Origin of the sequence: Syntrophomonas sp. UBA1041 (assembly GCF_002316705.1) — a bacterium.
Taxonomy (GTDB): domain Bacteria; phylum Bacillota; class Syntrophomonadia; order Syntrophomonadales; family Syntrophomonadaceae; genus DTU019.
On record NZ_DCEA01000017.1, the window covers coordinates 87,238 to 109,870 of the forward strand.

22 protein-coding genes are annotated in these 22,633 nt (G+C 51.0%); all 22 read left to right on the top strand.

From position 1 onward, the window contains the following. The first annotated feature begins 34 nt into the window (after positions 1–34). The 22 genes from B2633_RS03945 to rpe all read left to right on the top strand — a co-directional run bounded on the left by B2633_RS03945 (position 35) and on the right by rpe (position 22,621). On the top strand, positions 35–880 hold the full coding sequence (locus tag B2633_RS03945) for a PHP domain-containing protein (RefSeq protein WP_483169281.1): 846 nt from the start codon (positions 35–37) through the stop codon (positions 878–880). Positions 881–962: 82 nt separating this feature from the next. After that, complete coding sequence (locus B2633_RS03950) at positions 963–1,988, top strand: C40 family peptidase (RefSeq protein WP_483169283.1); 1,026 nt, start codon at positions 963–965, stop codon at positions 1,986–1,988. A 15-nt stretch (positions 1,989–2,003) separates the two neighbouring features. Next, entirely contained in the window at positions 2,004–2,396 is a 393-nt protein-coding gene (locus tag B2633_RS03955) for a hypothetical protein (protein WP_483169285.1), read from the top strand. 74 nt (positions 2,397–2,470) lie between these two features. After that, positions 2,471–3,100 carry a hypothetical protein gene (locus B2633_RS03960; protein WP_483169287.1) on the top strand — a complete coding sequence of 210 codons (630 nt, stop codon included), beginning with the start codon at positions 2,471–2,473 and terminating at the stop codon, positions 3,098–3,100. Between the two features lie 216 nt (positions 3,101–3,316). Next, complete coding sequence (locus B2633_RS03965; protein WP_483169289.1) at positions 3,317–6,022, top strand: cation-translocating P-type ATPase; 2,706 nt, start codon at positions 3,317–3,319, stop codon at positions 6,020–6,022. 110 nt (positions 6,023–6,132) lie between these two features. Beyond that, positions 6,133–7,011, top strand: coding sequence for a YicC/YloC family endoribonuclease (locus B2633_RS03970; protein WP_483169291.1), 879 nt, complete (start codon positions 6,133–6,135; stop codon positions 7,009–7,011). 30 nt (positions 7,012–7,041) lie between these two features. Continuing rightward, positions 7,042–7,302 carry an extracellular matrix/biofilm regulator RemA gene (gene remA, locus B2633_RS03975; protein WP_481038483.1) on the top strand — a complete coding sequence of 87 codons (261 nt, stop codon included), beginning with the start codon at positions 7,042–7,044 and terminating at the stop codon, positions 7,300–7,302. Between the two features lie 25 nt (positions 7,303–7,327). Then, positions 7,328–7,915: a guanylate kinase gene (gmk, locus tag B2633_RS03980; RefSeq protein ID WP_481043150.1), complete on the top strand. Its 588-nt coding sequence runs from the start codon at positions 7,328–7,330 to the stop codon at positions 7,913–7,915. 6 nt (positions 7,916–7,921) lie between these two features. Further along, positions 7,922–8,137, top strand: coding sequence for a DNA-directed RNA polymerase subunit omega (gene rpoZ, locus B2633_RS03985; protein ID WP_481038484.1), 216 nt, complete (start codon positions 7,922–7,924; stop codon positions 8,135–8,137). Position 8,138: 1 nt separating this feature from the next. Further along, positions 8,139–9,341, top strand: coding sequence for a bifunctional phosphopantothenoylcysteine decarboxylase/phosphopantothenate--cysteine ligase CoaBC (coaBC, locus tag B2633_RS03990; RefSeq protein ID WP_483169293.1), 1,203 nt, complete (start codon positions 8,139–8,141; stop codon positions 9,339–9,341). A gap of 25 nt (positions 9,342–9,366) precedes the next feature. Beyond that, a complete protein-coding gene (gene metK / locus B2633_RS03995) occupies positions 9,367–10,557 on the top strand; it encodes a methionine adenosyltransferase (protein WP_483169295.1) in 1,191 nt (396 codons plus the stop codon). Positions 10,558–10,678: 121 nt separating this feature from the next. Then, the gene (gene priA / locus B2633_RS04000) at positions 10,679–13,063 is read left to right on the top strand and encodes a replication restart helicase PriA (protein WP_483169297.1); all 2,385 of its coding nucleotides are present in this window, start codon (positions 10,679–10,681) and stop codon (positions 13,061–13,063) included. A 50-nt stretch (positions 13,064–13,113) separates the two neighbouring features. Continuing rightward, positions 13,114–13,569 (top strand): peptide deformylase, encoded by a 456-nt coding sequence (gene def, locus B2633_RS04005; RefSeq protein ID WP_483169299.1) that lies wholly within the window; start codon positions 13,114–13,116, stop codon positions 13,567–13,569. A 10-nt stretch (positions 13,570–13,579) separates the two neighbouring features. Then, positions 13,580–14,509 carry a methionyl-tRNA formyltransferase gene (gene fmt / locus B2633_RS04010; RefSeq protein WP_483169301.1) on the top strand — a complete coding sequence of 310 codons (930 nt, stop codon included), beginning with the start codon at positions 13,580–13,582 and terminating at the stop codon, positions 14,507–14,509. Positions 14,510–14,519: 10 nt separating this feature from the next. After that, on the top strand, positions 14,520–15,275 hold the full coding sequence (locus tag B2633_RS04015) for a DUF116 domain-containing protein (protein ID WP_483169303.1): 756 nt from the start codon (positions 14,520–14,522) through the stop codon (positions 15,273–15,275). Then, positions 15,275–15,949 (top strand): zinc metallopeptidase, encoded by a 675-nt coding sequence (locus B2633_RS04020; protein ID WP_483169305.1) that lies wholly within the window; start codon positions 15,275–15,277, stop codon positions 15,947–15,949. The genes B2633_RS04015 and B2633_RS04020 overlap by 1 nt, the downstream gene beginning before the upstream one ends. Beyond that, positions 15,939–17,351: a 16S rRNA (cytosine(967)-C(5))-methyltransferase RsmB gene (gene rsmB, locus B2633_RS04025; protein ID WP_483169307.1), complete on the top strand. Its 1,413-nt coding sequence runs from the start codon at positions 15,939–15,941 to the stop codon at positions 17,349–17,351. Before B2633_RS04020 ends, rsmB begins: the two co-directional genes overlap by 11 nt. After that, positions 17,344–18,414: a dual-specificity RNA methyltransferase RlmN gene (gene rlmN, locus B2633_RS04030; RefSeq protein WP_483169308.1), complete on the top strand. Its 1,071-nt coding sequence runs from the start codon at positions 17,344–17,346 to the stop codon at positions 18,412–18,414. Before rsmB ends, rlmN begins: the two co-directional genes overlap by 8 nt. Positions 18,415–18,491: 77 nt before the next feature. Beyond that, positions 18,492–19,205, top strand: a complete 714-nt coding sequence (locus B2633_RS04035) for a Stp1/IreP family PP2C-type Ser/Thr phosphatase (RefSeq protein ID WP_483169309.1) — start codon at positions 18,492–18,494, stop codon at positions 19,203–19,205. Between the two features lie 21 nt (positions 19,206–19,226). Beyond that, complete coding sequence (locus tag B2633_RS04040) at positions 19,227–21,050, top strand: protein kinase domain-containing protein (protein WP_483169395.1); 1,824 nt, start codon at positions 19,227–19,229, stop codon at positions 21,048–21,050. Positions 21,051–21,080: 30 nt separating this feature from the next. Continuing rightward, positions 21,081–21,971 carry a ribosome small subunit-dependent GTPase A gene (gene rsgA / locus B2633_RS04045; RefSeq protein ID WP_481038504.1) on the top strand — a complete coding sequence of 297 codons (891 nt, stop codon included), beginning with the start codon at positions 21,081–21,083 and terminating at the stop codon, positions 21,969–21,971. After that, positions 21,968–22,621: a ribulose-phosphate 3-epimerase gene (gene rpe, locus B2633_RS04050; protein WP_483169312.1), complete on the top strand. Its 654-nt coding sequence runs from the start codon at positions 21,968–21,970 to the stop codon at positions 22,619–22,621. The genes rsgA and rpe overlap by 4 nt, the downstream gene beginning before the upstream one ends. The last annotated feature ends 12 nt before the right edge of the window (positions 22,622–22,633 follow it).

The following is a 22,633-nucleotide window of genomic DNA, read 5'->3' on the forward strand; positions in this document are numbered from 1 at the left end:
CTGACCCCAAGCTAATTATTTAAGAGGTAAACGTATGTTTTATGATATGCATGTTCACACCAGTGCTTCAGATGGCGTGTTGCCGGTAGCCGAAGTGCTTCGTCAGGCGTGTCGGATGGGTTTGCCGGGAATCGCCATAACCGACCATGATACTGTAGAAGGCCTGCCGGCTGCCTGGTCTTGCCTGGAAACTGAACAGCTTGATCTGGAATTGATTTCTGGCATTGAACTGAACACGGAAGTTGAAGATGGAGAAATACATATTCTGGGGTATTTTGTGGATTTTCAATGCCGGCAGCTGCTTAAAGATCTTGAACTGATCAAAGCGGCCCGCTTCGAACGGGCTCAACGCATGGTAGCTCGCTTGCGGGATATGGGTTATGCCATAACTTTTGAACAGGTGCAGAAGCTGGCCCAGAAAGATCTGATTGCCCGGCCTCATGTAGCCATGGCCTTGATGGAAAAAGGCTATGTTTTCTCGATTCGAGAGGCCTTCAACAAGTATATCGGCAGGGGCCGCCCGGCTTATGTGCCGCGCTACAGATTTACTCCGGAAAAGGCTATAGATTTGATCCATGCCGCCGGGGGTATAAGCGTTCTGGCTCATCCCGGACTGTTGCGGCAACCCAAATTAGTAGCCCAGATACTGGATATGGGAGTGGAAGGCCTGGAGGTTTTTTATCCCGAGCACACTGTTCAGGAAACCGGATATTTTATCGCCCTGGCAGAACAAAGGGGCATATTGGTGACCGGGGGTTCCGATTTCCATGGCAACCCCGGTGAAACCTGGCGAAACCGCCTGGGATATTGCGGCGTCAACCCCGACTACATGGCGAAAATCAGGACTTATTATAGCGAATTAAATCTAAAAAGACAATAAAATCTCCTTCCCTGCAGGAAGATTTCCTTGCCCTGTAGAATATACTACATTATTGGTAATATTCTGGAAAGGGTAGGACATCTTGAGAAAAATTGTAGCAATTTCACTAAGCGCTTTATTATGGGTTGGTTCCTCCGTGGCCCTGACCAATGCTCAACCATTGACCTATACAGTGCAATCTGGTGATTCGTTATGGAAAATTGCCAATCAAAATGGTGTGACAGTTGAATATCTTAAAACATTAAATAAGCTGCAAAGCGACAATCTTCAAATCGGTGATGTATTAAAGCTCAGCAGCTCCAGCAGTTCGACTAGTGCCATTGCTCCGGCCGTTTCAGGAAATGCGGCATATGTGATCCAACCCGGTGACTGTCTGGGCAGTATTGCCCTTAAGTTTGGCATGACGGTGGACGAACTCAAGGCCATGAACGGGTTGCAGAACGATTTAATACAGGTCGGCAAAACCCTTCTGGTCAAAAAAGCCCCGTCCCAAGCTTCTCCTACGACTGTTGTTCCCGAAACCACCCCTCCCGCTGCGGCTCAAACGACTTCTCCATCGGAACAACAGTATGTGCTTCAACCCGGAGACAGCCTAGCCAAGGTAGCTGCACAGTTTGGCATATCGGTTCCCTACCTGATGCAAATAAATAATCTTCAAAGTGACATCCTAGATGCAGGGGTTACTTTGCGCATTCTTCCTGAACCGGTTGCAGTATCTCGTTCCGGAGCACCCAGTGATGCAATGCGTATACTCAAAACAGCTGCGCAATACCTGGGCACCCCGTATAAATATGGCGGCAGCGGCCCCGGAGGTTTTGATTGTTCCGGTTTCGCACAGTATGTATACAAACAGAATGGATACAACCTGCCGCGTACTGCTGCAGCCCAATATGGATTAGGTTCAGCTGTGGCTAAAAGCAACCTGCAGCCTGGAGATTTAGTCTTCTTTAAATGCTATAACTCCAGTATCGACCATGTGGGGATATATACCGGCAGCGGGCAGTTCATCCACTCCAGTTCGCCGAGCAGTGGTGGAGTGATTTATTCATCGTTGTCAGAGGGCTTCTATGCCAGAACCTATTACGGTGCCAAACGCATAATTCCATAAATGGGGGAATACAATTTGCCAGACGAGACCGAATCCATATTTTTCTTGCCGCAAACCATTTTTGGCAGCCTGGAATGGAAAGCCATGGAAGAACGCGAGTATAACAAAGGACCGGATGCTTTGCTTGATGAATTATTACAGCAAAAGTCCTGGTCTAATGTGGAAATCCTCTGGGTTATAAAGAGGATGATATCTTTTTATGGCAGAAAAGAAGACATATTGAAGAAGGCTCCTGCCAGGCGCCTGATGATGAATATGAATGATGTTCTGCGTGTGTTTTACCTGATCATGGACAAGATTGATCCTGAATTGGATGATAACCTGCGCAGCTACATAACCAATAAATTGTCAGACGCGACCTGGGGCATAAACCAGCGTACCAGAGAATACCTCTATAAAATAGACTGAGACCACTTCCCGAGTAGAACGACCCTAATTAGTAATAGATAGAAGAGAAGATCCAGGGGCGGGGAGGATTAATATTGGCTAATGGGCTGAGGGAAGAGAATATTCGCCGTATAATCGCTTTAGAGGATAGAATTTGTGACTGCAGACGCTGCCCTGAACAACTGCATTGTGTGCGTCGGCCGGCTATGGGTAAGGGGGAGTTGTCTCCCGATATAATGATTGTATTCGAAGGCGAAAACCAGTATACCAGCGATTTGGAACAGATCATAGAACTGCGCAGGCTGCTTAAAAACTGCCTGGGTGTTAAAAAGATTTATCACACCTTCATGACGCGCTGCACCCCCAAGGCTTGCTCAACCCGGCATAGTGTATGCTGTTATACTCCAAGCAAACTCCTGGATAAAGACTACAACTGCATACTGACCAAACAGCCCTGCAACGGAGTGCCGGTTACACCCGACACCACACAGATATTGCACTGCTTGGCCTATTTAATCGAAGAAATCGATATATTGAATCCGCATTTTGTCCTGCTCATGGGCGAGCGGGTCAGTGAATTTGTGCTCAAGAGTTACGGTATCTTTGATTTACCTGAGCCAGGCCGGTCTTATCTCTCCAACCAGCGCTATTTTATTACTGCCGTGAATGAACAGTATTTTGGCGAAGGCGAGTGCCAACAACTGGCTGCAGCGTTTTCCGCTTAAAATACGGCTTTTATTTACCGGTTTGGAACAACCCTTAGGCCTTGCCAGGCCGGTCTCTCCTGCTTGTACATCTACAAGATAAAAAGCCCTTGACAAGGATTCACATCTGCAGACGGCTGATCTGGCAAGAGTTGTCAAGAATCCTCCAGCATGTCTCCCGTTCTTACGCCCCGATTGCTTGAATAACTATTCTAAAAAAGCAAACGGGGGCCTATCATGAGTCAAACACTGTGGCACCAAACCTCTGTCCAACAAACTGTATCAAAACTTCACACTGGACTTGAAAGCGGGCTCTCTGCGCAGCAAGTTCGAAACCTGCAGAAAATCTATCCCAATATCCTGGAGCAAGGACATAAACAAAACCCCCTGGCCATATTGCTGAGCCAGTTTACCGACACCATGGTTTTGGTGTTGCTAGGCGCAACGGTCATTTCCGGACTGGTTGGCAATATGGCGGATGCCATTACCATCATGGCAATTGTGATCTTAAATGCCCTCCTGGGTTTTGTCCAGGAATATCGCGCTGAACGTTCCCTGGACGAAATAAAGAAAATGGCTTCACCTTATGCCATGGCCTTGAGGGAGGGTCAGCGCTGTAAAATACCAGCCGCTGAATTGGTTCCAGGAGATGTGGTTTTCTTGGAAACGGGAGACAAGGTTCCGGCTGATCTGCGTCTGGCCGCAACCAGTAATCTGGAGATCGATGAAGCCCCGTTAACCGGCGAATCCATCCCGGTTGGCAAACAGGCCCATCAAATTCTGCCGGCCTCAACTCCTATGGCGGATCAGGTTAACATGGCCTTTATGGGCACTGCAGTTACCCGCGGACGGGGCACTGCCATAGTAGTTGACACCGGTATGCGCACTGTAATGGGACAGATTGCGCAGATGATTGCAGAAACCAAGCCAGCCCCCACCCCGCTGCAGATAAAACTCGATCAGCTGGGCAAAATGCTGATCATCATCTGCCTCCTGGTGTGCTGCGCAGTAGCTGTGCTGGGAATATACAGAGGCGAAGATCTGATCACCATGCTCTTGACCGGAATCAGTCTGGCAGTGGCCGCTATTCCCGAAGGCTTGCCGGCCATTGTCACAGTCGTCTTAGCCCTGGGAGTACAGCGCATGGCTAAAAACCACGCCATTGTAAGACGCCTTTCCGCGGTCGAAACCCTGGGCTGCACCACTGTAATCTGTTCTGACAAAACCGGAACCCTGACGCAGAATAAGATGACGGTCAAAAAAGTAGCGACTCTGGAAAGGCTGGTCGAGGTGAAAGGCGAAGGCTACTCCCCTAGAGGTGAGTTCTTATGGAATGGGCAGCCTTTTCTGCCCACAGCCGATCAAACTTTAAAACAGTTGCTGCAGGCAGCCTATTATTGCAACAATGCTTATACAGATAAGCTTTATGGTGAAGATATCATACAAGGAGACCCCACTGAAGGAGCCTTAAAGGTTTTAGCCATAAAAGCCGGGCTTAGCGAAAGGGAGCGCACCCGGGTCAGGGAGTATCCCTTCGACTCGGAACGCAAGATGATGAGTGTGGTCACTGTAGGCGAGGGCAACCCGCAGGTGCTGACCAAAGGCGCTTTGGACGCACTTTTGCCCCAGTGTACGATGGTGATGGCAAAGGGTCATGCCATCCCCATCAGGCCTGAAAACCGGGAAGAGCTGCGGCTGCTGCAGGATGAGTGGGCAAATGAGGCCATGCGGGTTCTGGGTTTTGCCTTTCGCGAGGTAAGTCTGAAGGAAACCGAAACCATAAGTGACAACGATTTGGAATCAAATTTAATTCTGCTCGGTATCTGCGGGATTGTGGATCCGCCCCGGCCGGGAGTAGTCCACTCTGTACAGCAGTGTACACAGGCCGGAGTCATCCCGGTGATGATCACCGGTGACCATCCCCTTACTGCCCGGGCCATCGCTGCACAGGTAGGTATTGGCGGCGGGGCGGTTATTACCGGACCTCAAATCGATAACATGGGAGACCAGGAGCTTTATGCCGGTGCGGTAGGATCACGGGTTTTTGCCCGGGTTTCGCCGCAGCATAAACATCGCATCGTAAAAGTCTTGCAAACCCGGCAGCATGTGGTAGCAATGACCGGTGACGGCGTTAATGACGCTCCGGCATTGAAGGCGGCTGATATCGGCGTCGCCATGGGAATCACCGGTACTGATGTAACCAAAGAAGCCGCGGCAATGATTCTGACCGACGATGATTTTTCCACCATTGTTAAAGCGGTGCACGAAGGGCGGGCCATTTACGATAACATCCGCAAATTCATCCGCTATCTGTTGGGCTGCAATATCGGTGAAGTTCTGGTGATGTTTCTGGCCTCCCTATTGGCTATGCCCATGCCTATGCTGCCTATTCAAATCCTGTGGGTAAACCTGGTAACCGATGGTTTGCCGGCGATGGCTTTGGGCCTGGAGCCGCCCGAACCGGGTATTATGAACCAGCGGCCCCGCCCGCGCAATGAAAATATCTTTGCCCGGAGGTTGGGATGGATCATCGTTGGCCGGGGCTCCTATATTGCAGCAGTCACCCTCCTGGCCTTTGTTGTGGGCATGGCCGCAGCCTCCTGGCTCAATCTTGCCGAGCCGCTCATTCTGGCCCGCAGCATGGCTTTAACCACACTGGTTTTCGCGCAGTTGTCTTATGTATTCGAGTGCCGCTCTGAACGCTACTCACCATTCGAGCTGGGCTTTTTCGGCAACCGCTTTTTAGTCATGGCGGTAGGTGTTTCCATATCCATGCATCTTTCAGTCTTATATGTGCCGGCTTTGCAGAGCATTTTCTCCACCTGCGCCCTCAATGGCTGGCAATGGCTTTTCATTCTCACCTTAACCGGCAGCAAGCTATTGTGGCGTTATTTAAACTATCTGTGGAAGCAGGTCTTGAGCCCGCGCTGGCTAGCCGCGTGACTAATATAGTCAATTCGTGGGCATACCTTTTCTTAATAGTGTATAATAATAGGCATTCGGTGGGATAATTTGCCGAATCTCATTTACTATCAATAGAAGGGTTGTGCAGCATGGTACGAAGTATGACCGGCTTTGGTCGCAGCCAGATCCGCGGTCAAGGTTATGTAGTCAGCTGTGAGATGCGCGGTGTCAACCACCGTTTTCTGGATGTTCATATACGAACCTCGCGGCGCTACAGCATCCTGGAGGAAAAGGTCAAGGAAGAGATAAAAAATCAGCTCACCCGGGGGCGTATCGAAATCAGCTTGACCATTGAAAAAACCGATGATTCGCGGCGGGCTATTAAGGTTGACAAAGGATTGGCTTTAGCTTATTATAACTATTTGAAGGAATTAGCAGAAAATCTAAATATTTCACCGGAAATAAGCGTAATTGACGTATTTAGGCTACCTGAGGTTTTCAGCCTGGAGGATGAGGAAGAAAACCTGGAGATGGTGTGGCAGGTGGTAAAAGAGGCTATAGGCCAAGCGTTGACGAGCCTGATCGAAATGCGCACCCGCGAAGGCATCAACCTGACCCGGGACATTCTGGCGCGTAATGAGGGGATTTTACGGGCCGTTGAGAATTTGGAAGCCCGCTCCCCGCTAGTTGTGCAGGAATACCAGACCAAGCTGAAAAGCCGTATCACCGAAATGCTTGCCAATGAAGCCGTCGATGAACAGCGTATACTGCAGGAAGCCGCATTATTCGCCGATCGAATCAATGTTACTGAAGAATTGGTTCGGCTTAAAAGCCATGTTATGCATTTGGAAGAATTAATGAATTCGAACGAATCGGTAGGACGTAAATGCGATTTCCTGGTACAGGAGATGTTCCGTGAGATCAATACGGTTTCTTCTAAGGCCAATGACCTGGAGATGAATCGTGTAGTGGTTGAAGTCAAAGCAGAACTGGAGAAGATTCGCGAACAAATGCAAAATATTGAATAACTAGGAGGTGAACCGGTTTATCCGGGTAATATGGATATCAAATTAGTTAATATCGGATTCGGCAATATAGTTGCTGCCAATCGTATCGTTGCGATAGTCAGCCCTGAATCAGCGCCGATCAAAAGGATTATTCAGGAAGCCAGAGAAAAGGGCATCCTCATTGATGCCACTTACGGCCGCAGAACCAGGGCGGTTATCATAGCTGACAGCGCACACGTGATCCTTTCAGCCGTTCAGCCGGAAACGGTTGCCAATCGTCTGACTTCCAAGGATATCAATGAAGAAGTCTAACCTTATTAGGAAGTGTTTGTAATTGATCACCAGAAAGGGCATCCTCTTTGTAATATCCGGGCCGTCCGGAGTAGGCAAAGGCACAGTAAGGAGCGCGGTTTTGCCGCAAGTTGATGATATGCAGATTTCCATTTCTGCGACGACCCGTCCGCCGCGGGAGGGCGAAATCGATGGCCAGGATTATTTCTTCACCACCCCGGCCCGTTTTCAACAGATGATAGACAATGGTGAACTGTTGGAATGGGCTTCGGTTTATGGCAACCTCTACGGTACGCCCCAAGATTTTGTGACCGCCATGCTGTCACAGGGAAATGACGTGTTATTGGAGATCGACATTCAAGGGGCTTTGCAGGTCAAGAAAAAAATGCCCGCAGGGGTATTTATTTTTATTTCCCCGCCCACGGTTGAAGAGCTTTCCAGGCGCTTGTGCGGCCGGGGCAACGACTCCGAGCAGAGTATTCAAATCCGGCTAGGAGCCTGCCAAGAGGAAATGTCCCATATGAAATACTATGATTATGTGGTAGTAAACGACCGCATCGAGGACGCGGTTGAAAAAGTTCGTTCAATTATTACTGCGGAACGTTGTAAAAGGAAAAACTTGAATCTGGAGTGATTGCTCATGATACCTCCTTCTACCAAAGATATTATGCAGATTGCGTCCAGCAAATACGCGGTCGTGGTGGCGGTAGCCAAGCGCGCCCGGGTGTTGGCAGAACAAAACAAGAGCAATGAGAACAACCGTTTATCCACCATGGTCACAGAAGCGCTGGAAGAGATCAGCCAGGGCAAGATAAGTGTGGAACTACTGCCGGATGCTACGCTCAAGGAGGCCTGACATGCCAAAGACAGTAGGAATAGGTATAACCGGAAGCATTGCGGCTTATAAAATTGCAGACCTGATCAGCAAATTAAAAAAGGATGACCAGGGTATTGATGTCATTGTCATCATGACGGAAGGGGCCACACAGTTTATCACCCCTTTGACGATGAAGACCATGTCAGGGCGAGAGGTATTGACTGATATGTGGGCACAGTCACAGGAATGGAAGGTGCAGCATATCGGAGTGGCGGAGCAATTAGATCTATTGGTGATTGCACCCGCTACCGCCAATTTTATCGCCAAGATGGCTCACGGCTGGGGGGATGATCTGCTCTCCACCATAGTTCTGGCCAACACCGCGCCGGTTCTGGTGGTTCCCGCCATGAACACCAATATGTACAGGAATACCATGGTGCAGGAGAACATTAAAAAGCTCATTAATGCGGGCGTTCATTTTATGGATCCCGGAACCGGACTGCTGGCCTGCGGGGTTACGGGTGAAGGCCGGCTCCCCGAGGTCGATCTTATATATCAACAGATCAAACACTTGTTGTATCCGCGAACTGATCTAATGGGAAAAAGAGTTCTGGTAAATGCCGGGACAACCTGTGAAAACATTGACCCGGTGCGTTTTATTTCTAACCGCGGCACCGGTAAAATGGGATATGCCATTGCCGAAGAAGCGGTTATGCGCGGAGCTGACGTGATACTGGTCAGCGGACGGACTCATTTAAGCCCGCCGGAAGGGGTTAAGCTGGTTTCAGTCTGGGGAGCCGAGGAGATGTGTGAAACTATGGTTAAATACCAGCCGGCCTGCGATATAATAATCGGCGCAGCGGCAGTAGGAGATTTCACTGTAGCCCGGGCGGCGGATCAGAAGATAAAGAAAACTGGCGATAAAGGTCAAACCCTGGTACTCGAACTGGTAGGGACTCCCGATATCCTTAAAACCCTGGGGGCCAACAAGCAACCCGGCCAGATAATGGTAGGCTTTGCCGCTGAAACCGAAAATGTATTGGATAATGCCCGCAAGAAGCTGGCTGCCAAAAATCTGGATTTTATTGTAGCCAATGACATCACCATGGAGGGCGCTGGATTTGCCATTGACACCAACATAGTGACCATGATTGACTGCAATGGCGAGATCGAAGCTTTGCCCAAGATGAGTAAGAGAGATGTGGCCGCTGCCATTATCGATAAAGTGATCGATCTGATGTAAACCATTATTAAGGAGATGAGCCAGGGTGACCAAGACTTTATTTACATCCGAATCTGTGACTGAAGGGCATCCCGATAAAATTGCGGACCAGATTTCCGACACCATACTGGATGCCATTCTGGCCCAGGATCCCTATGGCCGGGTGGCGGCGGAAACCCTTGTAACCACCGGGTTGGTCATGGTTTCAGGGGAAATTACCACTGACTGCTATGTGGATATTCCCAAGCTGGTAAGGCAAACCGTTCGGGGTATCGGTTATACTCGTGCTAAATTTGGCTTCGATTCGGAGACCTGTGCTGTAATTACCTCTTTAGACGAACAATCTGGCGACATAGCCCTGGGGGTAGACCGGTCTTGGGAAGCCAAAGCCGGTGATATTAAGGATAATGATCAGGAAAACCTGGGCGCAGGCGACCAGGGGATGATGTTCGGATATGCCAGCAATGAGACTGAAGAGTTGATGCCCATGCCGATATCACTGGCCCATAAGCTGGCACAGCGGCTCTCTTTGGTGCGCAATCAACAGATCATCAAATACCTGCGCCCCGACGGGAAGACACAGGTTACCGTGGAGTATGTCGACAACCAGCCGGTGCGCATCGACACCGTCGTGGTTTCCTGCCAGCACCATCCGGAAGTGGATCATGCCACAATTGAGAAGGATGTTTTGGAGCATGTCATAAAGCCGGTTGTACCCTCAGCCATGTTGGATGAGAATACCCGTTATTATATCAACCCGACCGGCCGTTTTGTGATAGGCGGTCCGCAGGGAGACTGCGGGCTGACCGGACGCAAGATCATCGTTGATACTTATGGCGGTATGGCCCGCCATGGAGGCGGGGCCTTTTCCGGAAAGGACCCCACCAAAGTAGACCGTTCGGCTGCGTATGCGGCCCGTTATGTTGCCAAGAACATCGTTGCAGCCGGAATAGCCGATCGCTGCGAGATTCAGCTGGCTTACGCCATCGGGGTGGCCCGCCCGGTATCGGTAAGGGTTGAGACTTTCGGCACCGGCAAGATTTCCGATGAGAAAATAATTGAGTTGATAGAGAATAATTTTGATCTCCGCCCCGGGGCCATCATAAAGGATCTACAGTTAAGAAGGCCGATTTATAAAAAGACTGCGGCTTACGGCCACTTTGGCCGCAATGATCCCGATTTCACCTGGGAGCATATCGACAAAGCCGAGGCGTTAAGACAGCAGGCCGGATTATAGATATAGTCTTAAATGAAGACTGTGCCGCAGGTTCATGACGACGTCAACAGCCCCCGGGGCTGGGTCGCATCCATCTGCGGTCTCGTTTTTTGCCACCCATCAACGGAAAAGGATCTGAGAAATGCGTTGTGTGCAAGTTCTCATTAATCTGCCCAGTTCCCGAATGGACAATTATCTGACCTACCGGGTGCCTGATCATATAACCGAGCAGGAGCTGTTTGGCAGGCGCGTTCTGGTTAAACTGGGGGCCCATGTGGCTGAAGGCTATGTAGTGGCCGATGGCGCCCCGGATATAGGGCAGGCCATGAAGCCGGTCTTGCAGGTACTCGATCAACAGGCCGTCATCAACGCCAAGATGCTGGACCTGGCTCAATGGATGGCTGCCGACTATTTATGCCCGCTTTCAGTAGCCTTAGGCGCCATGCTGCCCAGACCCCTGCACCGCAAGCGAGGGCAGGTGGTAGTGCCCTTGGTAGAGCCTGATGAGAGGCATGACAGCCGGGAAATCAGCTCCTCCGCCAGGGAGCTCATGGAGCAGCTGTGGTGTTTCGGGCCTTTGGGATATCAACAGGCTTTAACCCTTTTAGGCCAGGATGAGCTGCAGTTTTTGGCGGAACAAGGCTGGATCACACTATCCAGTTATTATAAAATGCAGACGCCGCTGCCGGAGCGATATTACGCGCTTGGCGACTTTGACCCGGAAAAGGATGAAGCTTTATTATCCAAAAAAGCCCCCCGGCAGGCTGAAGCTTTGCATATCTGCCGGCAAAAGGGTTTAGTCGAGGCCCGGGCTCTGGAAAAAATAGTGCCCAAATCCAGCCTGGAGGCTTTGCTGAAAAAAGGCTGGCTGCGCCTGACCGCCCCCGCAGCTGTTGCTGCAGCCGGGAAACAAATTTTGACCGCAGAACAGCAGGCAGTTATGACTGCGCTTGAGCCCAGTCTGGAAAAAAGCCGGTTTACCGCCTGGCTTTTACACGGGGTTACAGCCAGCGGGAAAACCGAGGTCTATCTTCAAGCTATTCAAAAAGTGATAGACTGCGGCCGGCAAGCTATCATGCTGGTCCCCGAAATAGCATTGACCAGGCATCTGGAACAGGTTTATCGCCTTCGCTTTCCGGACTTGGTGGTGCTGCACAGTCAAATGCCGGACCGCGAGCGTTATCGGGCCTGGCTGCAGATTCAAGACGGGCGCGCCCAGGTGGTTTTGGGCACCCGCTCAGCGCTCTTTGCTCCGCTGACCCGGCTGGGCCTGATTATACTGGATGAAGAGCACGAATCCACATACAAACAGGAAGAAACCCCGCGTTACCATGCGCGGGAGGTTGCTCTGGCCCGGGCCCGGCTGGAGCAGGCGACAGTGATAATGGGCAGTGCCACCCCGGCACTGGAAAGCTATTATAAAGCTCTAAAGGGCGAGTACAGGCTATTGACTATGTCAGGCCGCATCGCCCCCGCCCGTTTGCCGCGGGTGACGATTATAGATATGCGCCGGCATTATCGTCAGGGGCGGCATAGTGCGATATCGGCTGAACTCAGGGAGGCTATATCCGCACGATTGGAGCAAGGCCAACAGACCATACTGTTCTTGAACCGGCGTGGTTATTCACCGGTAACTATATGCCGTATGTGCGGCCAAAGTCTTATGTGCCCGCACTGTGCAGTGTCATTGAGCTATCATCAGGACAGCAATGGTTATTTATGCCATTACTGCGATTACCAACAGGAGGTAATTGAGGTCTGCCCTGCCTGCGGCCTGCCGGCTCTTAGCCCTCTGGGTTATGGCACACAAAAAGTGGAAGCAGAAGCAGCCGCCTTATTTCCCGACGCTCGAGTCGGACGCCTGGATATGGATAGCAGTCGCAAGTCCGGGGCTCAAAAAAGCATATTAAATAGTATGAAAACGCGCCAGATAGATATCTTGATCGGCACCCAGATGGTAGCCAAAGGATTGGATTATCCCGGAGTAAGCCTGGTCGGTATCGTGGATGCCGATATTACCCTTAACCTGCCCGATTTTCGTGCCTACGAACGCACCCTGCAGCTGGTGGTACAGGCATCCGGACGGGCCGGACGCGGGCAAGACCCGGGAGAGGTTTTGATACAGACCTACAATCCCGAGCATGCAGTGATCCAGATGGCTGCCGCCCAGGACTACGAAAGTTTTTATCGCACCGAGATTGAGTCGCGGAGGGTTTTGCAATACCCGCCCTTTACCCATATCATGCGTATAGTGGTTTGGGATGGACAGGAAAAACGGGCCCAGCAAACAGCCGCAGACATTTTTTCATGGATTTATGAGATAATAGATGCCAAAGAAGATCAGATCATGGTTCTCGGGCCGGCACCCTGCCCCATTTCCCGTCTGCGCGGGAAATACCGGCAACAGATAATGATAAAAGCTCAAAACCGTTCTTTATTAAGCAGTATTGGGCTCTCCCTCAAGCGGTTGAAATATCCGCCGGGTGTGCGCATAGAGATAGATATAGACCCGATGTCAACCTTATAGACTAAAAAGGGGCAATAAAACTAACCGTTGTTATGTAAGGAGAGTGTTTAATGGCTGTATACCAAGTGTTGAAACTGCCCAATGAAACCTTGCGGACCCGTTCCGCGGCTGTCGCCAAAATCAATGACGGCATACTACGGGTTCTGGATAATATGCGCGACACCCTCTATGCTGAAGAGGGCCTGGGGTTGGCAGCCCCGCAGATTGGGGTCTTAAAACGCCTGATCGTGATTGATACCGGGGAACAGTTTATTGAGTTGATCAACCCCGAAATAATCGAGCGGGAAGGTGAGAAGACCGGCACTGAAGGCTGCTTGAGTGTACCCGGCATAATAGGGCGGGTGTCACGCTCCCTGTATGTCAAAGTACGGGGTTTAAACCGCCAGGGTGAAGAAGTCGAGATTGAGGGCAGTGATTTATTGGCCAAGGCCTTGCAGCATGAGATTGATCATTTAGACGGCATTCTGTTCATTGACAAGGCCATTGAAACCAGGAGAGAACGATGAGGATTTCGAATTGAAGATTGTATTTATGGGAACAGCACAATTTGCGGTGCCAGCCTTGCAAGCCTTGCTCGAATCCGGGCAGGAAATAGCGGGGGTTATAACCCAGCCCGATAAACCACGGGGGCGGGGGCATAAACTAGCTTTTAGCCCCGTAAAGGAGTATGCCGTCAAGCAAAACCTGGAGGTGTTTCAGCCCGCCAGGATTGACTCCGAGCCGGCCTTGCTCAAAATCAGCGAATGGCAGCCGGAAATGATTGTAGTGGTGGCTTACGGGCAGATCATACCGGCGCGTATCCTGTCGCTGCCCGTACATGGATGCATCAATGTACATGGTTCCTTACTTCCCCGTTACCGGGGGGCGGCCCCCATACAACGCGCCCTGATGGCCGGGGAAGCCGTGACCGGGGTGACCACCATGTACATGGACCAGGGTCTGGATACCGGGGACATGATAAAAAAAGCCACAGTGCCCATTGACGGTGATATCGATTATGGGGAACTGCACGACAGGTTGGCTGAGGTGGGGGCTGATTTATTGCTGGAGACAATCGCAGCCGTCGCTGACGGTACTGCGGCTCGAGAAAAACAGGACTCCAGTCAGGCTACCTACGCACCGGTGTTGAGAAGCAATGATGAACTGATCTGCTGGCAGATGACAGCCCAGCAAATTCATAATCAGATTCGGGCCTTGAGTCCGCTGCCCGGCGCTTATACCTCCATAGAGGGAAACAAGCTCAAGGTTTATAAGAGCCGGGTGACCAGCCTTAGCGACGAAGGTACGCCGGGTCTGGTAAAGACTACCGGCAGCGGTTTCCTGGTGCAAACCGGGCAGGGGCTGGTGGAATTGTTGGAAGTGCAAAAAGAAGGCCGCAAGCGCATGCCGGCCCGCGATTTCGCGGCGGGTCAGCGCATACCAGCAGGCCTCATCCTGGGAAGCTGAGGGCTGGGTGATGCAAGCCAAAAAACGTCTTTATATCGGTCTGCTGAGTGTCAGCCTGATCATGGTGATCGGGATAGCCGCTCTGGTCTGGTACCTATTCGCCAACCGTGAAGCGCTGGTCAACCAGGTGGTACTTTTGAGCCTGGCGCTTATAGCAGCGGTGATATTTGCCATTTTGGGAATCGGCATTCTGGGTATCGTGATCATGATTATTCGCTCTAAAACTGTGCCCTCGCTGGAGAACTTAACCCAATGGGCCAATGAAATGCTGTTTCCTCTGGCTTTGTTGACCGGCAAATTTTTTGGCATAGAAAAAGAAAAAATCCTCAAATCATATATTTCGGTGAATAACTATTTGGTAGGGAATAAAAAACTGGCTTTAAGAACTCAGGATATAATGATCTTGCTGCCCCACTGCCTGCAGAATTCGGAATGCAAGTTCAAGATCACGGTAGATGTCAACAACTGCAAGAATTGCGGGAAGTGCAAAATCAGCGATTTAAGAGAATTAGCCGAGCGGTACCGTGTCAAACTGCGAGTCGCTACCGGCGGCACCCTGGCCAGAAAATGGATTAGAGAAAACCACCCCAAGGCGGTAATCGCCATAGCCTGCGAACGAGATTTGTCCTCCGGAATTCAGGACACCGGTGAACTTCCAGTCCTGGGGGTGCTCAACTGCAGACCCAATGGTCCTTGTGTGAATACTGATGTTGACGTGGCAGAGATAGAAAAAGCTCTGCTGACAATTAGCAAAGGAGGCTTCTGATGACTTATTTGCTTTTTATTTTACCGGCCCTGGCTTTATCACTTTATGCGCAGTTTAAGATCAAATCCACCTTCGAAAAATATTCGCAGGTGAGATCCCAAAGGGGCATCACCGGCCGGGAAGCCGCAGCGACCATACTGCGCCGCAATCAGATGGGCAGCATCGCCATTGAAGCTGTAGCCGGCTCATTGTCAGACCATTATGATCCGCAGGCTCATGCGGTGCGCCTTTCCGAAACGGTCTACGGCAGCAATTCCTTGGCGGCTATAGGTGTGGCCGCCCATGAAAGCGGGCATGCTATTCAGCACCACCAGCGTTACGGACTTCTGGAACTGCGCCACAGTATAGTGCCGGTAAGCAATTTCGCGTCCTCGGCATCCTTTCCCATACTGTTTCTGGGTTTCATCTTGCGAAGCCCCAGCTTGATCCTGGGAGGAATCATCTTGTTCAGCCTGGTGGTGCTTTTCCATGTGGTTACTTTGCCGGTGGAAATAAACGCCTCGCAGCGGGCGGTAGCCGAACTGAGCTCGGCCGGTTTGGTGAGCAACGATGAAATCCCCATGATAAAACAAGTCCTGGGAGCGGCGGCTTTAACCTATTTAGCAGCCACCATTTCCGCAGTATCCAACCTGTTGTATTATTTATTGATTTTTACAGGGGGAAATGACGATTAAAAAGTCTTCAACCCGTGACGGGAACCAATCAACCCCGGCAGCTTCAGGTAAACAGGCGCGTTTGACCGCCTTGCAGATCGTATACGAGGTATTCGAGAAAGGCCAGTATGCCAATCTGGCCTTGGAACGCACTTTGCGCAAGAGCACCTTGGCCTGGGTAGACCGCCACCTGGTTACCGAGATAGTGAATGGAAGCGTACGTATGGTCAGGCACCTGGATTGGGTGCTTGACTTGTTTTTGGCCAAACCGGTCGCCAAACAGCAGCCCTGGGTGCGCAATATACTGCGCATTTCACTATACCAGCTGCTGTTTATGGATCGCATTCCTGATTATGCCTGCGTAGACGACGCAGTGAAAATGGCCAACCTAAAAGCCGGAAAAAGGCTGGGTGCGGTGGTAAACGGGGTATTGCGCAATTATTTGCGCAGCCGGGAGAAGATTCAAATCCCGGCTGAAGATGAATTGCAGTATCTGGCGGTCAAATACTCCTATCCGGACTGGCTGGTGCGGGAATTCCTTAGCCTGACAGATAGCGCCGAGGTTGAGGGGGCTTTGATCTATTTAAACTCCCCCCCTAAAGTGGCGGCGCGCAGCAATCTGCTACGGATTGGCCGGGAAGATCTGTTGGACCGTCTCAAGCAAGAGGGAGTGCGGGCTGAGGCGGGCAGTTATACCCCCTGGTCAGTCCACATCAGAGATTTGAAACAGCCCGTCATCGAGCTCGATTCGTATAAGCAGGGCCTGTTCTACCTGCAAAATGAAGGTTCCATGCTGGCTGCGGCCCTTCTTGAACCGCCTCCGGGGGGATTGGTATATGACCTCGGCGCCGGAGTGGGTGGCAAAAGCACCCATGTGGCTGAAATGACGGGCGACCGGGGTAGAGTAATAGCGGTGGAAAGGCATTCCCATAAGCTGGAACTGCTGAAAGCCAATTGCCGGAGGCTGGGGATCAACCATGTGACCCCGCTGCAAAGCGATATATTACAGCTTGAGCCGGACCTTCCCCAGGCCGAGCGGGTGCTATTGGATGCTCCCTGTTCGGGATGGGGGGTCTTAAACCGCCGTGCAGACGCCAGATGGCGCCTGAGCCAGGAAGAGGTCAAGAACTTGCCGCAGCTGCAGTTTCGTTTGCTACAGGCTGCGGCCGGACTGCTCAAGCCCGATGGACTGCTTTTATACAGCACCTGCACCTTTAATCCGGCTGAGAACGAGCAGGTGGTAGCCCGATTTCTGAAAGAAGCCCCTTTTGCTGTGCAGGGATTTGCGGAAAAGATCAGTTTTTTCCCCTTAACGGCAGAGGACATCGAAGCGGCCCGAAGGGGATGCCTTACTTTAAGGCCGGGCCGATATCAGTGTGACGGCATGTTTTACGCTTTATTGAGGAGATTAGGACATGAATAGTGTTGAAAAAATCGAGCTCCTGGGGATGAACATGCTGGAAATGGAAGATTTCGCAGTTAGCCAGGGACAGCCGCGTTTTCGCGGCCGCCAGTTGCACCGCTGGATATACATAAAAGATACTTCTTCCTTCTATGAAATGAGTGATATCCCGCGCGAGATCAGGCAGCAGTTTGATGACAAAGCATTTATTTCCATACCCAGGGTCTTAAAACAACGGGTCTCGGAAGACGGCACCCGCAAATTCCTGATGGAAATGAATGATAAAAAAAGGATTGAGACGGTATTGATCCCCCAGTCTGCCAATTTGAACGGACGCTACACTTTATGTGTTTCTTCCCAGGTGGGATGTCCGTTTCGCTGCGCTTTTTGCGCAACCGGGCAGGGTGTGTTTCAGCGCAACCTCTCCGCCCACGAAATCGTGGGGCAACTTTTAGGGTCGCGGCGGGAACTCAGACGCCGCCTAAAAAACCCCCAGGAGCCATTGATAACCAATGTGGTCTTTATGGGCATGGGTGAGCCTTTGCTCAATCTTGCTCAAGTGGTTCGCTCCATACAGATAATGAATGATCCGCGTGGAATCCAGTTGGGACAGCGGCATATCACCATTTCCACCTGTGGAGAAGCCCACGGCATTTTGCGGTTGGCCGAGGAGGATTTGCAGGTCACCCTGGCCGTTTCCCTGCACGCCGCTGATGACCAGCTGCGCGACGAGTTGGTGCCTATAAATAAGAAATACCCTTTGGAGACTTTGATGGCTGCGATAAAAACCTATGTTGAAAAAACCGGGCGCAGGGTTACTTTTGAATACATTATGCTCGATGAGGTTAATATCGGCCGCAAGGACGCGGAAAACATGGCTAAGCTGGTAAAACCTTTACTGGCTAATGTTAATTTAATTCCCTATAATGAAGTAGGTGGTTTACTGTACCGCAAACCGGACCCCAGCCGGGTAAAGCAATTTTATAACTGGCTGGCGGCCCTGGGCTTGAACGTGAGTATACGTGAAGAACATGGCGGCGACATCGAAGCGGCTTGTGGGCAGCTGGCGGTGAAGCCAAATTAAATGGGGACGGGGGAAAACCATCCTCTAATATACGGGTTAATGGGTTTTGTGCCCAATCCGGCAGGTCAGGGTGGATTATGAAAGTTAGTGTAGTAACAGATACCGGTAAAATTAGGCCGAGAAATGAAGATAGCTACCTGGTCGACACCGCCAGGGGCTTATTTGCGGTTTGTGACGGAATGGGAGGGCATCGCGGCGGTGATGTGGCGTCTCGCTTGGCAGTACGCACAATTCACGCCTGGATAAAAGAAAATCCTCCAGGCCAGTCTATCACCCCATTGGAAGGCGCCATACAGCAGGCCAATCTCAAGGTTTGGGAAGAGAGTCAGACCAATCCGGATCTGCACGACATGGGAACCACTGCCACAGTGGCGTTAGTATGGGAAAATCGGCTTTTTATGGGCCATGTTGGCGATAGCGCCTTATTTCGCATCCGCAATAATCAGATTGAAAAGCTCAGCCGGGATCACACCCTGGCTGAGCAGATGGTGAGCAAGGGATTGCTCAGTGAAGAGGACTCCCGCAGCAGCGCTTATAATCATATCTTGACCCGGGCTATTGGCATTGCCCCCCGGGTGGAGGTTGACAGCTGCCAGGTTCCCCTATCTCCCGGTGATGCGGTTTTGATCTGCAGTGATGGACTTAGTGATTTATTGACTCCACAGGATATGCTGGCGATCTATCGGAATTATACCAATGATTTGGATAAAATCGCTCAGGAAATGGTTCAAACTGCACTGGCCCGAGGTGGTTATGACAATATAACCCTCATACTTCTACTCATCGACTAGGAGGTTACGAGAGTGAAAGATATGATTCTAGGCGAACGGTATGAACTCCTTGAGGAGGTAGGAGAAGGCGGCATGGCCACGGTATACAAGGCCCACTGCAAAAGCCTGGATCGCATTGTGGCGATCAAAATCCTTAAAGAGGAATATTCACAGGACCAGGTTTTCGTGCAGAGCTTTAAAACCGAAGCCCTGGCCGCAGCCCGCCTATCACATCCCAATATCGTAAATATATTTGACGTTGGCCAGGAAGGCAATATTCATTACATCGTTATGGAATACATCGAGGGCCAGACCTTGCAGGAAGTCATTGCCGCGGAAGTCCAGCTACCCGCAGATAAAGCTGCGGAGATCGCCATCATGATCTGCGAAGGCATACACCATGCCCATGAGAATGGCATAATACATCGTGATATCAAACCTCATAACATTCTTATCACCAAAAGAGGCATTGTTAAAGTAGCCGATTTTGGCATCGCGCAGGCCATCAACAAGAAAACCCTCACCTTCGCCCGGGATCTGGTGGGAACCGTTCACTACATTTCCCCGGAACAAGCCAAAGGAGAACCGGTTACCCCGGCAACAGATATTTATTCTCTAGGCTGTGTCTTATACGAAATGCTGACCGGAAAGCCTCCTTTCGATGCGGAGAGCACTATTACCGTGGCTTTGAAGCACATTCACGATGAACCCATCCCCCCGGAAAAAATCAATCCCGCAGTAGGAAACGCCCTTTCCGCCATAACCTTGAAGGCTATGGAAAAACTGCCCGCACACCGTTTTGGCAGCGCCGAGGAGATGCGCAATGCGCTCATAAATCTGGACGAATCAGTAAGCAGAGTGAGAAAGGATCGCAACGGGACTACCTTAATAATGAGTCCTATTAACTCCAGTAATAAAATCCCGGCTACCAAGCGCAAAATACGCCCGGCCGGGATGGCCATCATCGCCGTGGCTATTCTAGGCTTGTTATCCGGTATATGGTGGGTGATGGGCGGCAGTATATTCGGCAAAGAGGTTCAGGTTCCCAATCTGCAGGGTATGGAATTGAAAGAAGCCACCGAAGAATTGGCGGCTTTGAATCTAAAAATAGCGGTGGCCGGACGTAATTTCAGCGATGAGGTTGAAAAGGATCTGATTATTTCGCAAGAGCCGGCCCCAGAGCAGACCGTGAAAACAGGCCGGGAAATCTCGGTAATATTGTCCAAAGGTCCGGAGATGGTGCAGGTTCCCAATGTGGTCGGCCTGCCACAGGGGGATGCCGAGATTCAGCTGCGTAACAACGGGCTGGAAGTGGGAACAACTGATCAGAATTATGATGATCGTTATCAGCTCGGTCAGGTTATTTCCCAGAGCCCAAGCGGCGGGGAAGCTGCCAAGGGTTCCAAAGTGAATTTGTTGATCAGCAAAGGCAAGACCCCGCCCAAGGTTCCCATGCCTGCCTTGGAGGGTTTGAGTCTGGATGAGGCTGAAGATAGATTGACTGAGAAGGGACTGGTTTTAGGTCCGGTAAAAAGGCAGGACAGCAACACCTACAAAAAAGATATTGTAATATCTCAGGATACTGCCTCAGGGATCTTGATTGAGCAGGGAAGCACCGTCAATCTGGTAGTCAGCAACGGCGCCAAGGCTACCGCCAAGACCAAAACCCTGCAGTTTACCCTGCCTACAGGAGAAAAACAATACCAGGTTGTTATAAATGTTACTGACTCTGAGGGAACCCGCCAGGTGTACAAGCAAACCCATAACTCAGGAACCAATGTTAACGTAGGGGTAAGCTATTACGGCAGCGGAAGCGCCGAGGTCAAACTGAACTCGGAGCGCTTCAAGGTGTTCAACCTGCAGTAATTAACCCCGGTAATTCTCAGGAGGGAGTAGATGCCCCATCAACCATTTACTGGCTTGATACTAAAAAAATACAGCGGTTTCTACTATGTGCAGGATGAAGCGGGCAAGATCTATGAGTGCAAACTGCGGGGCAAGGTCAAAAAACAGGTCATATTGACCGGAGATAAGGCCGTAATTACCCCTTTGGACGAAGCCCAGGGCATTTTGGAGAGGGTGGAACCGCGCCAAAATGAGCTGTACCGGCCCCGCATTGCCAATGTAAACCTGGTCCTGATAGTAATGGCTTATGATCGTCCTGAACCGGTTCCCATGCTTTTGGACCGCCTGCTTATACTGACACTTCATGGAGGACTTACACCCGTGATGGTGTTGAACAAATGCGACCTTAAAGCCAGTGAAAAAGCTGCCGACATTATGCATATATATAAGGGCTTGGGGATTCAGATTATCAGCACCTCAGCCAAACAGCGCTGCGGACTGGAGCAACTGCTGACCGCCATAAAAGGTAAAATTGCGGTTTTTGCAGGGCCTTCCGGTACTGGTAAGTCTACCCTCTTAAATAATCTGGCCCAGAACTTGAACATAAAGACTCAGGAGGTCAGCAACAAAATCGGCCGGGGCAAGCACACCACCCGGCATGTCGAATTACACCCCCTGGAGGGCGGAGGCTGGATAGCCGACACCCCGGGGTTCAGTACTTTGGATTTGCCCGAGGATTTGACCAGCCGTCAGCTGGGCGCTTATTATCCGGAATTCGCTCCCCACCTGGAGGACTGTCGTTTCCAGGATTGTCTGCACTACCGCGAGGCGGAATGCGGTGTCAAAGAGGCTCTGGAAAGCGGGCAGGTGTCCGGACTGCGCTACCACAATTACGTGGCTATTCTGGAGGAAGTGATGAGAAATGAGAGGTGTTACCGGTGATTTTAATTGCTCCATCTATTCTGAGCGCCAACTTCACCCGTCTGGGAGAGGATATACAAAAGGTGGAAAAAGCCGGTGCTGATTGGTTGCATATAGATGTGATGGATGGCCGCTTCGTACCCAATCTTACTATCGGTCCGCAAGTAGTGGCGGATATTCGGAAAATAACCGGATTATTTCTTGATGTTCACCTGATGATCGAAAAACCTGAACAATTAATTCCCGCTTTTATCGATGCCGGGGCGGACCTGGTTACGGTGCATGTGGAGGCCTGCGCGCATCTGCACCGGGTGGTGAGCATGATTAAAGAACTGGGCGCAAAAGCCGGAGTAAGCCTGAATCCTGCTACCTCTGAGCATTGGCTGGAACCGATACTGCCGGAACTGGATCTGGTTCTGGCCATGTCGGTCAATCCTGGTTTTGGGGGGCAGCGCTTCATACCGGGCGTACTCGCCAAGATTAAAAGGATTAAAGCCTTGATTGACTACTCCCGGACTGAGTGCTATTTGGAGGTGGATGGCGGCATCAACGCAGATACCGGGTATGATGTGGTAAGAGCGGGCTGCAATGTCCTGGTAGCCGGCTCTTATGTGTTTAATAACCATAGTATTGCAGAGGCCATACAGAATCTGAAAGCTCTGCGTGCTTGACCTGATGGGCTA

Excerpts from the sequence above, each read along its gene's own strand:
- rsmB (WP_483169307.1), top strand. The coding sequence starts at position 15,939 with ATGACGATTAAAAAGTCTTCAACCCGTGACGGGAACCAATCAACCCCG.
- B2633_RS03970 (WP_483169291.1), top strand. The coding sequence starts at position 6,133 with ATGGTACGAAGTATGACCGGCTTTGGTCGCAGCCAGATCCGCGGTCAA.
- B2633_RS03965 (WP_483169289.1), top strand. The coding sequence starts at position 3,317 with ATGAGTCAAACACTGTGGCACCAAACCTCTGTCCAACAAACTGTATCA.
- remA (WP_481038483.1), top strand. The coding sequence starts at position 7,042 with ATGGATATCAAATTAGTTAATATCGGATTCGGCAATATAGTTGCTGCC.
- B2633_RS03945 (WP_483169281.1), top strand. The coding sequence starts at position 35 with ATGTTTTATGATATGCATGTTCACACCAGTGCTTCAGATGGCGTGTTG.
- coaBC (WP_483169293.1), top strand. The coding sequence starts at position 8,139 with ATGCCAAAGACAGTAGGAATAGGTATAACCGGAAGCATTGCGGCTTAT.
- rlmN (WP_483169308.1), top strand. The coding sequence starts at position 17,344 with ATGAATAGTGTTGAAAAAATCGAGCTCCTGGGGATGAACATGCTGGAA.
- rsgA (WP_481038504.1), top strand. The coding sequence starts at position 21,081 with ATGCCCCATCAACCATTTACTGGCTTGATACTAAAAAAATACAGCGGT.
- priA (WP_483169297.1), top strand. The coding sequence starts at position 10,679 with ATGCGTTGTGTGCAAGTTCTCATTAATCTGCCCAGTTCCCGAATGGAC.
- rpoZ (WP_481038484.1), top strand. The coding sequence starts at position 7,922 with ATGATACCTCCTTCTACCAAAGATATTATGCAGATTGCGTCCAGCAAA.
- def (WP_483169299.1), top strand. The coding sequence starts at position 13,114 with ATGGCTGTATACCAAGTGTTGAAACTGCCCAATGAAACCTTGCGGACC.
- B2633_RS04040 (WP_483169395.1), top strand. The coding sequence starts at position 19,227 with ATGATTCTAGGCGAACGGTATGAACTCCTTGAGGAGGTAGGAGAAGGC.
- B2633_RS04015 (WP_483169303.1), top strand. The coding sequence starts at position 14,520 with ATGCAAGCCAAAAAACGTCTTTATATCGGTCTGCTGAGTGTCAGCCTG.
- B2633_RS04020 (WP_483169305.1), top strand. The coding sequence starts at position 15,275 with ATGACTTATTTGCTTTTTATTTTACCGGCCCTGGCTTTATCACTTTAT.
- B2633_RS04035 (WP_483169309.1), top strand. The coding sequence starts at position 18,492 with ATGAAAGTTAGTGTAGTAACAGATACCGGTAAAATTAGGCCGAGAAAT.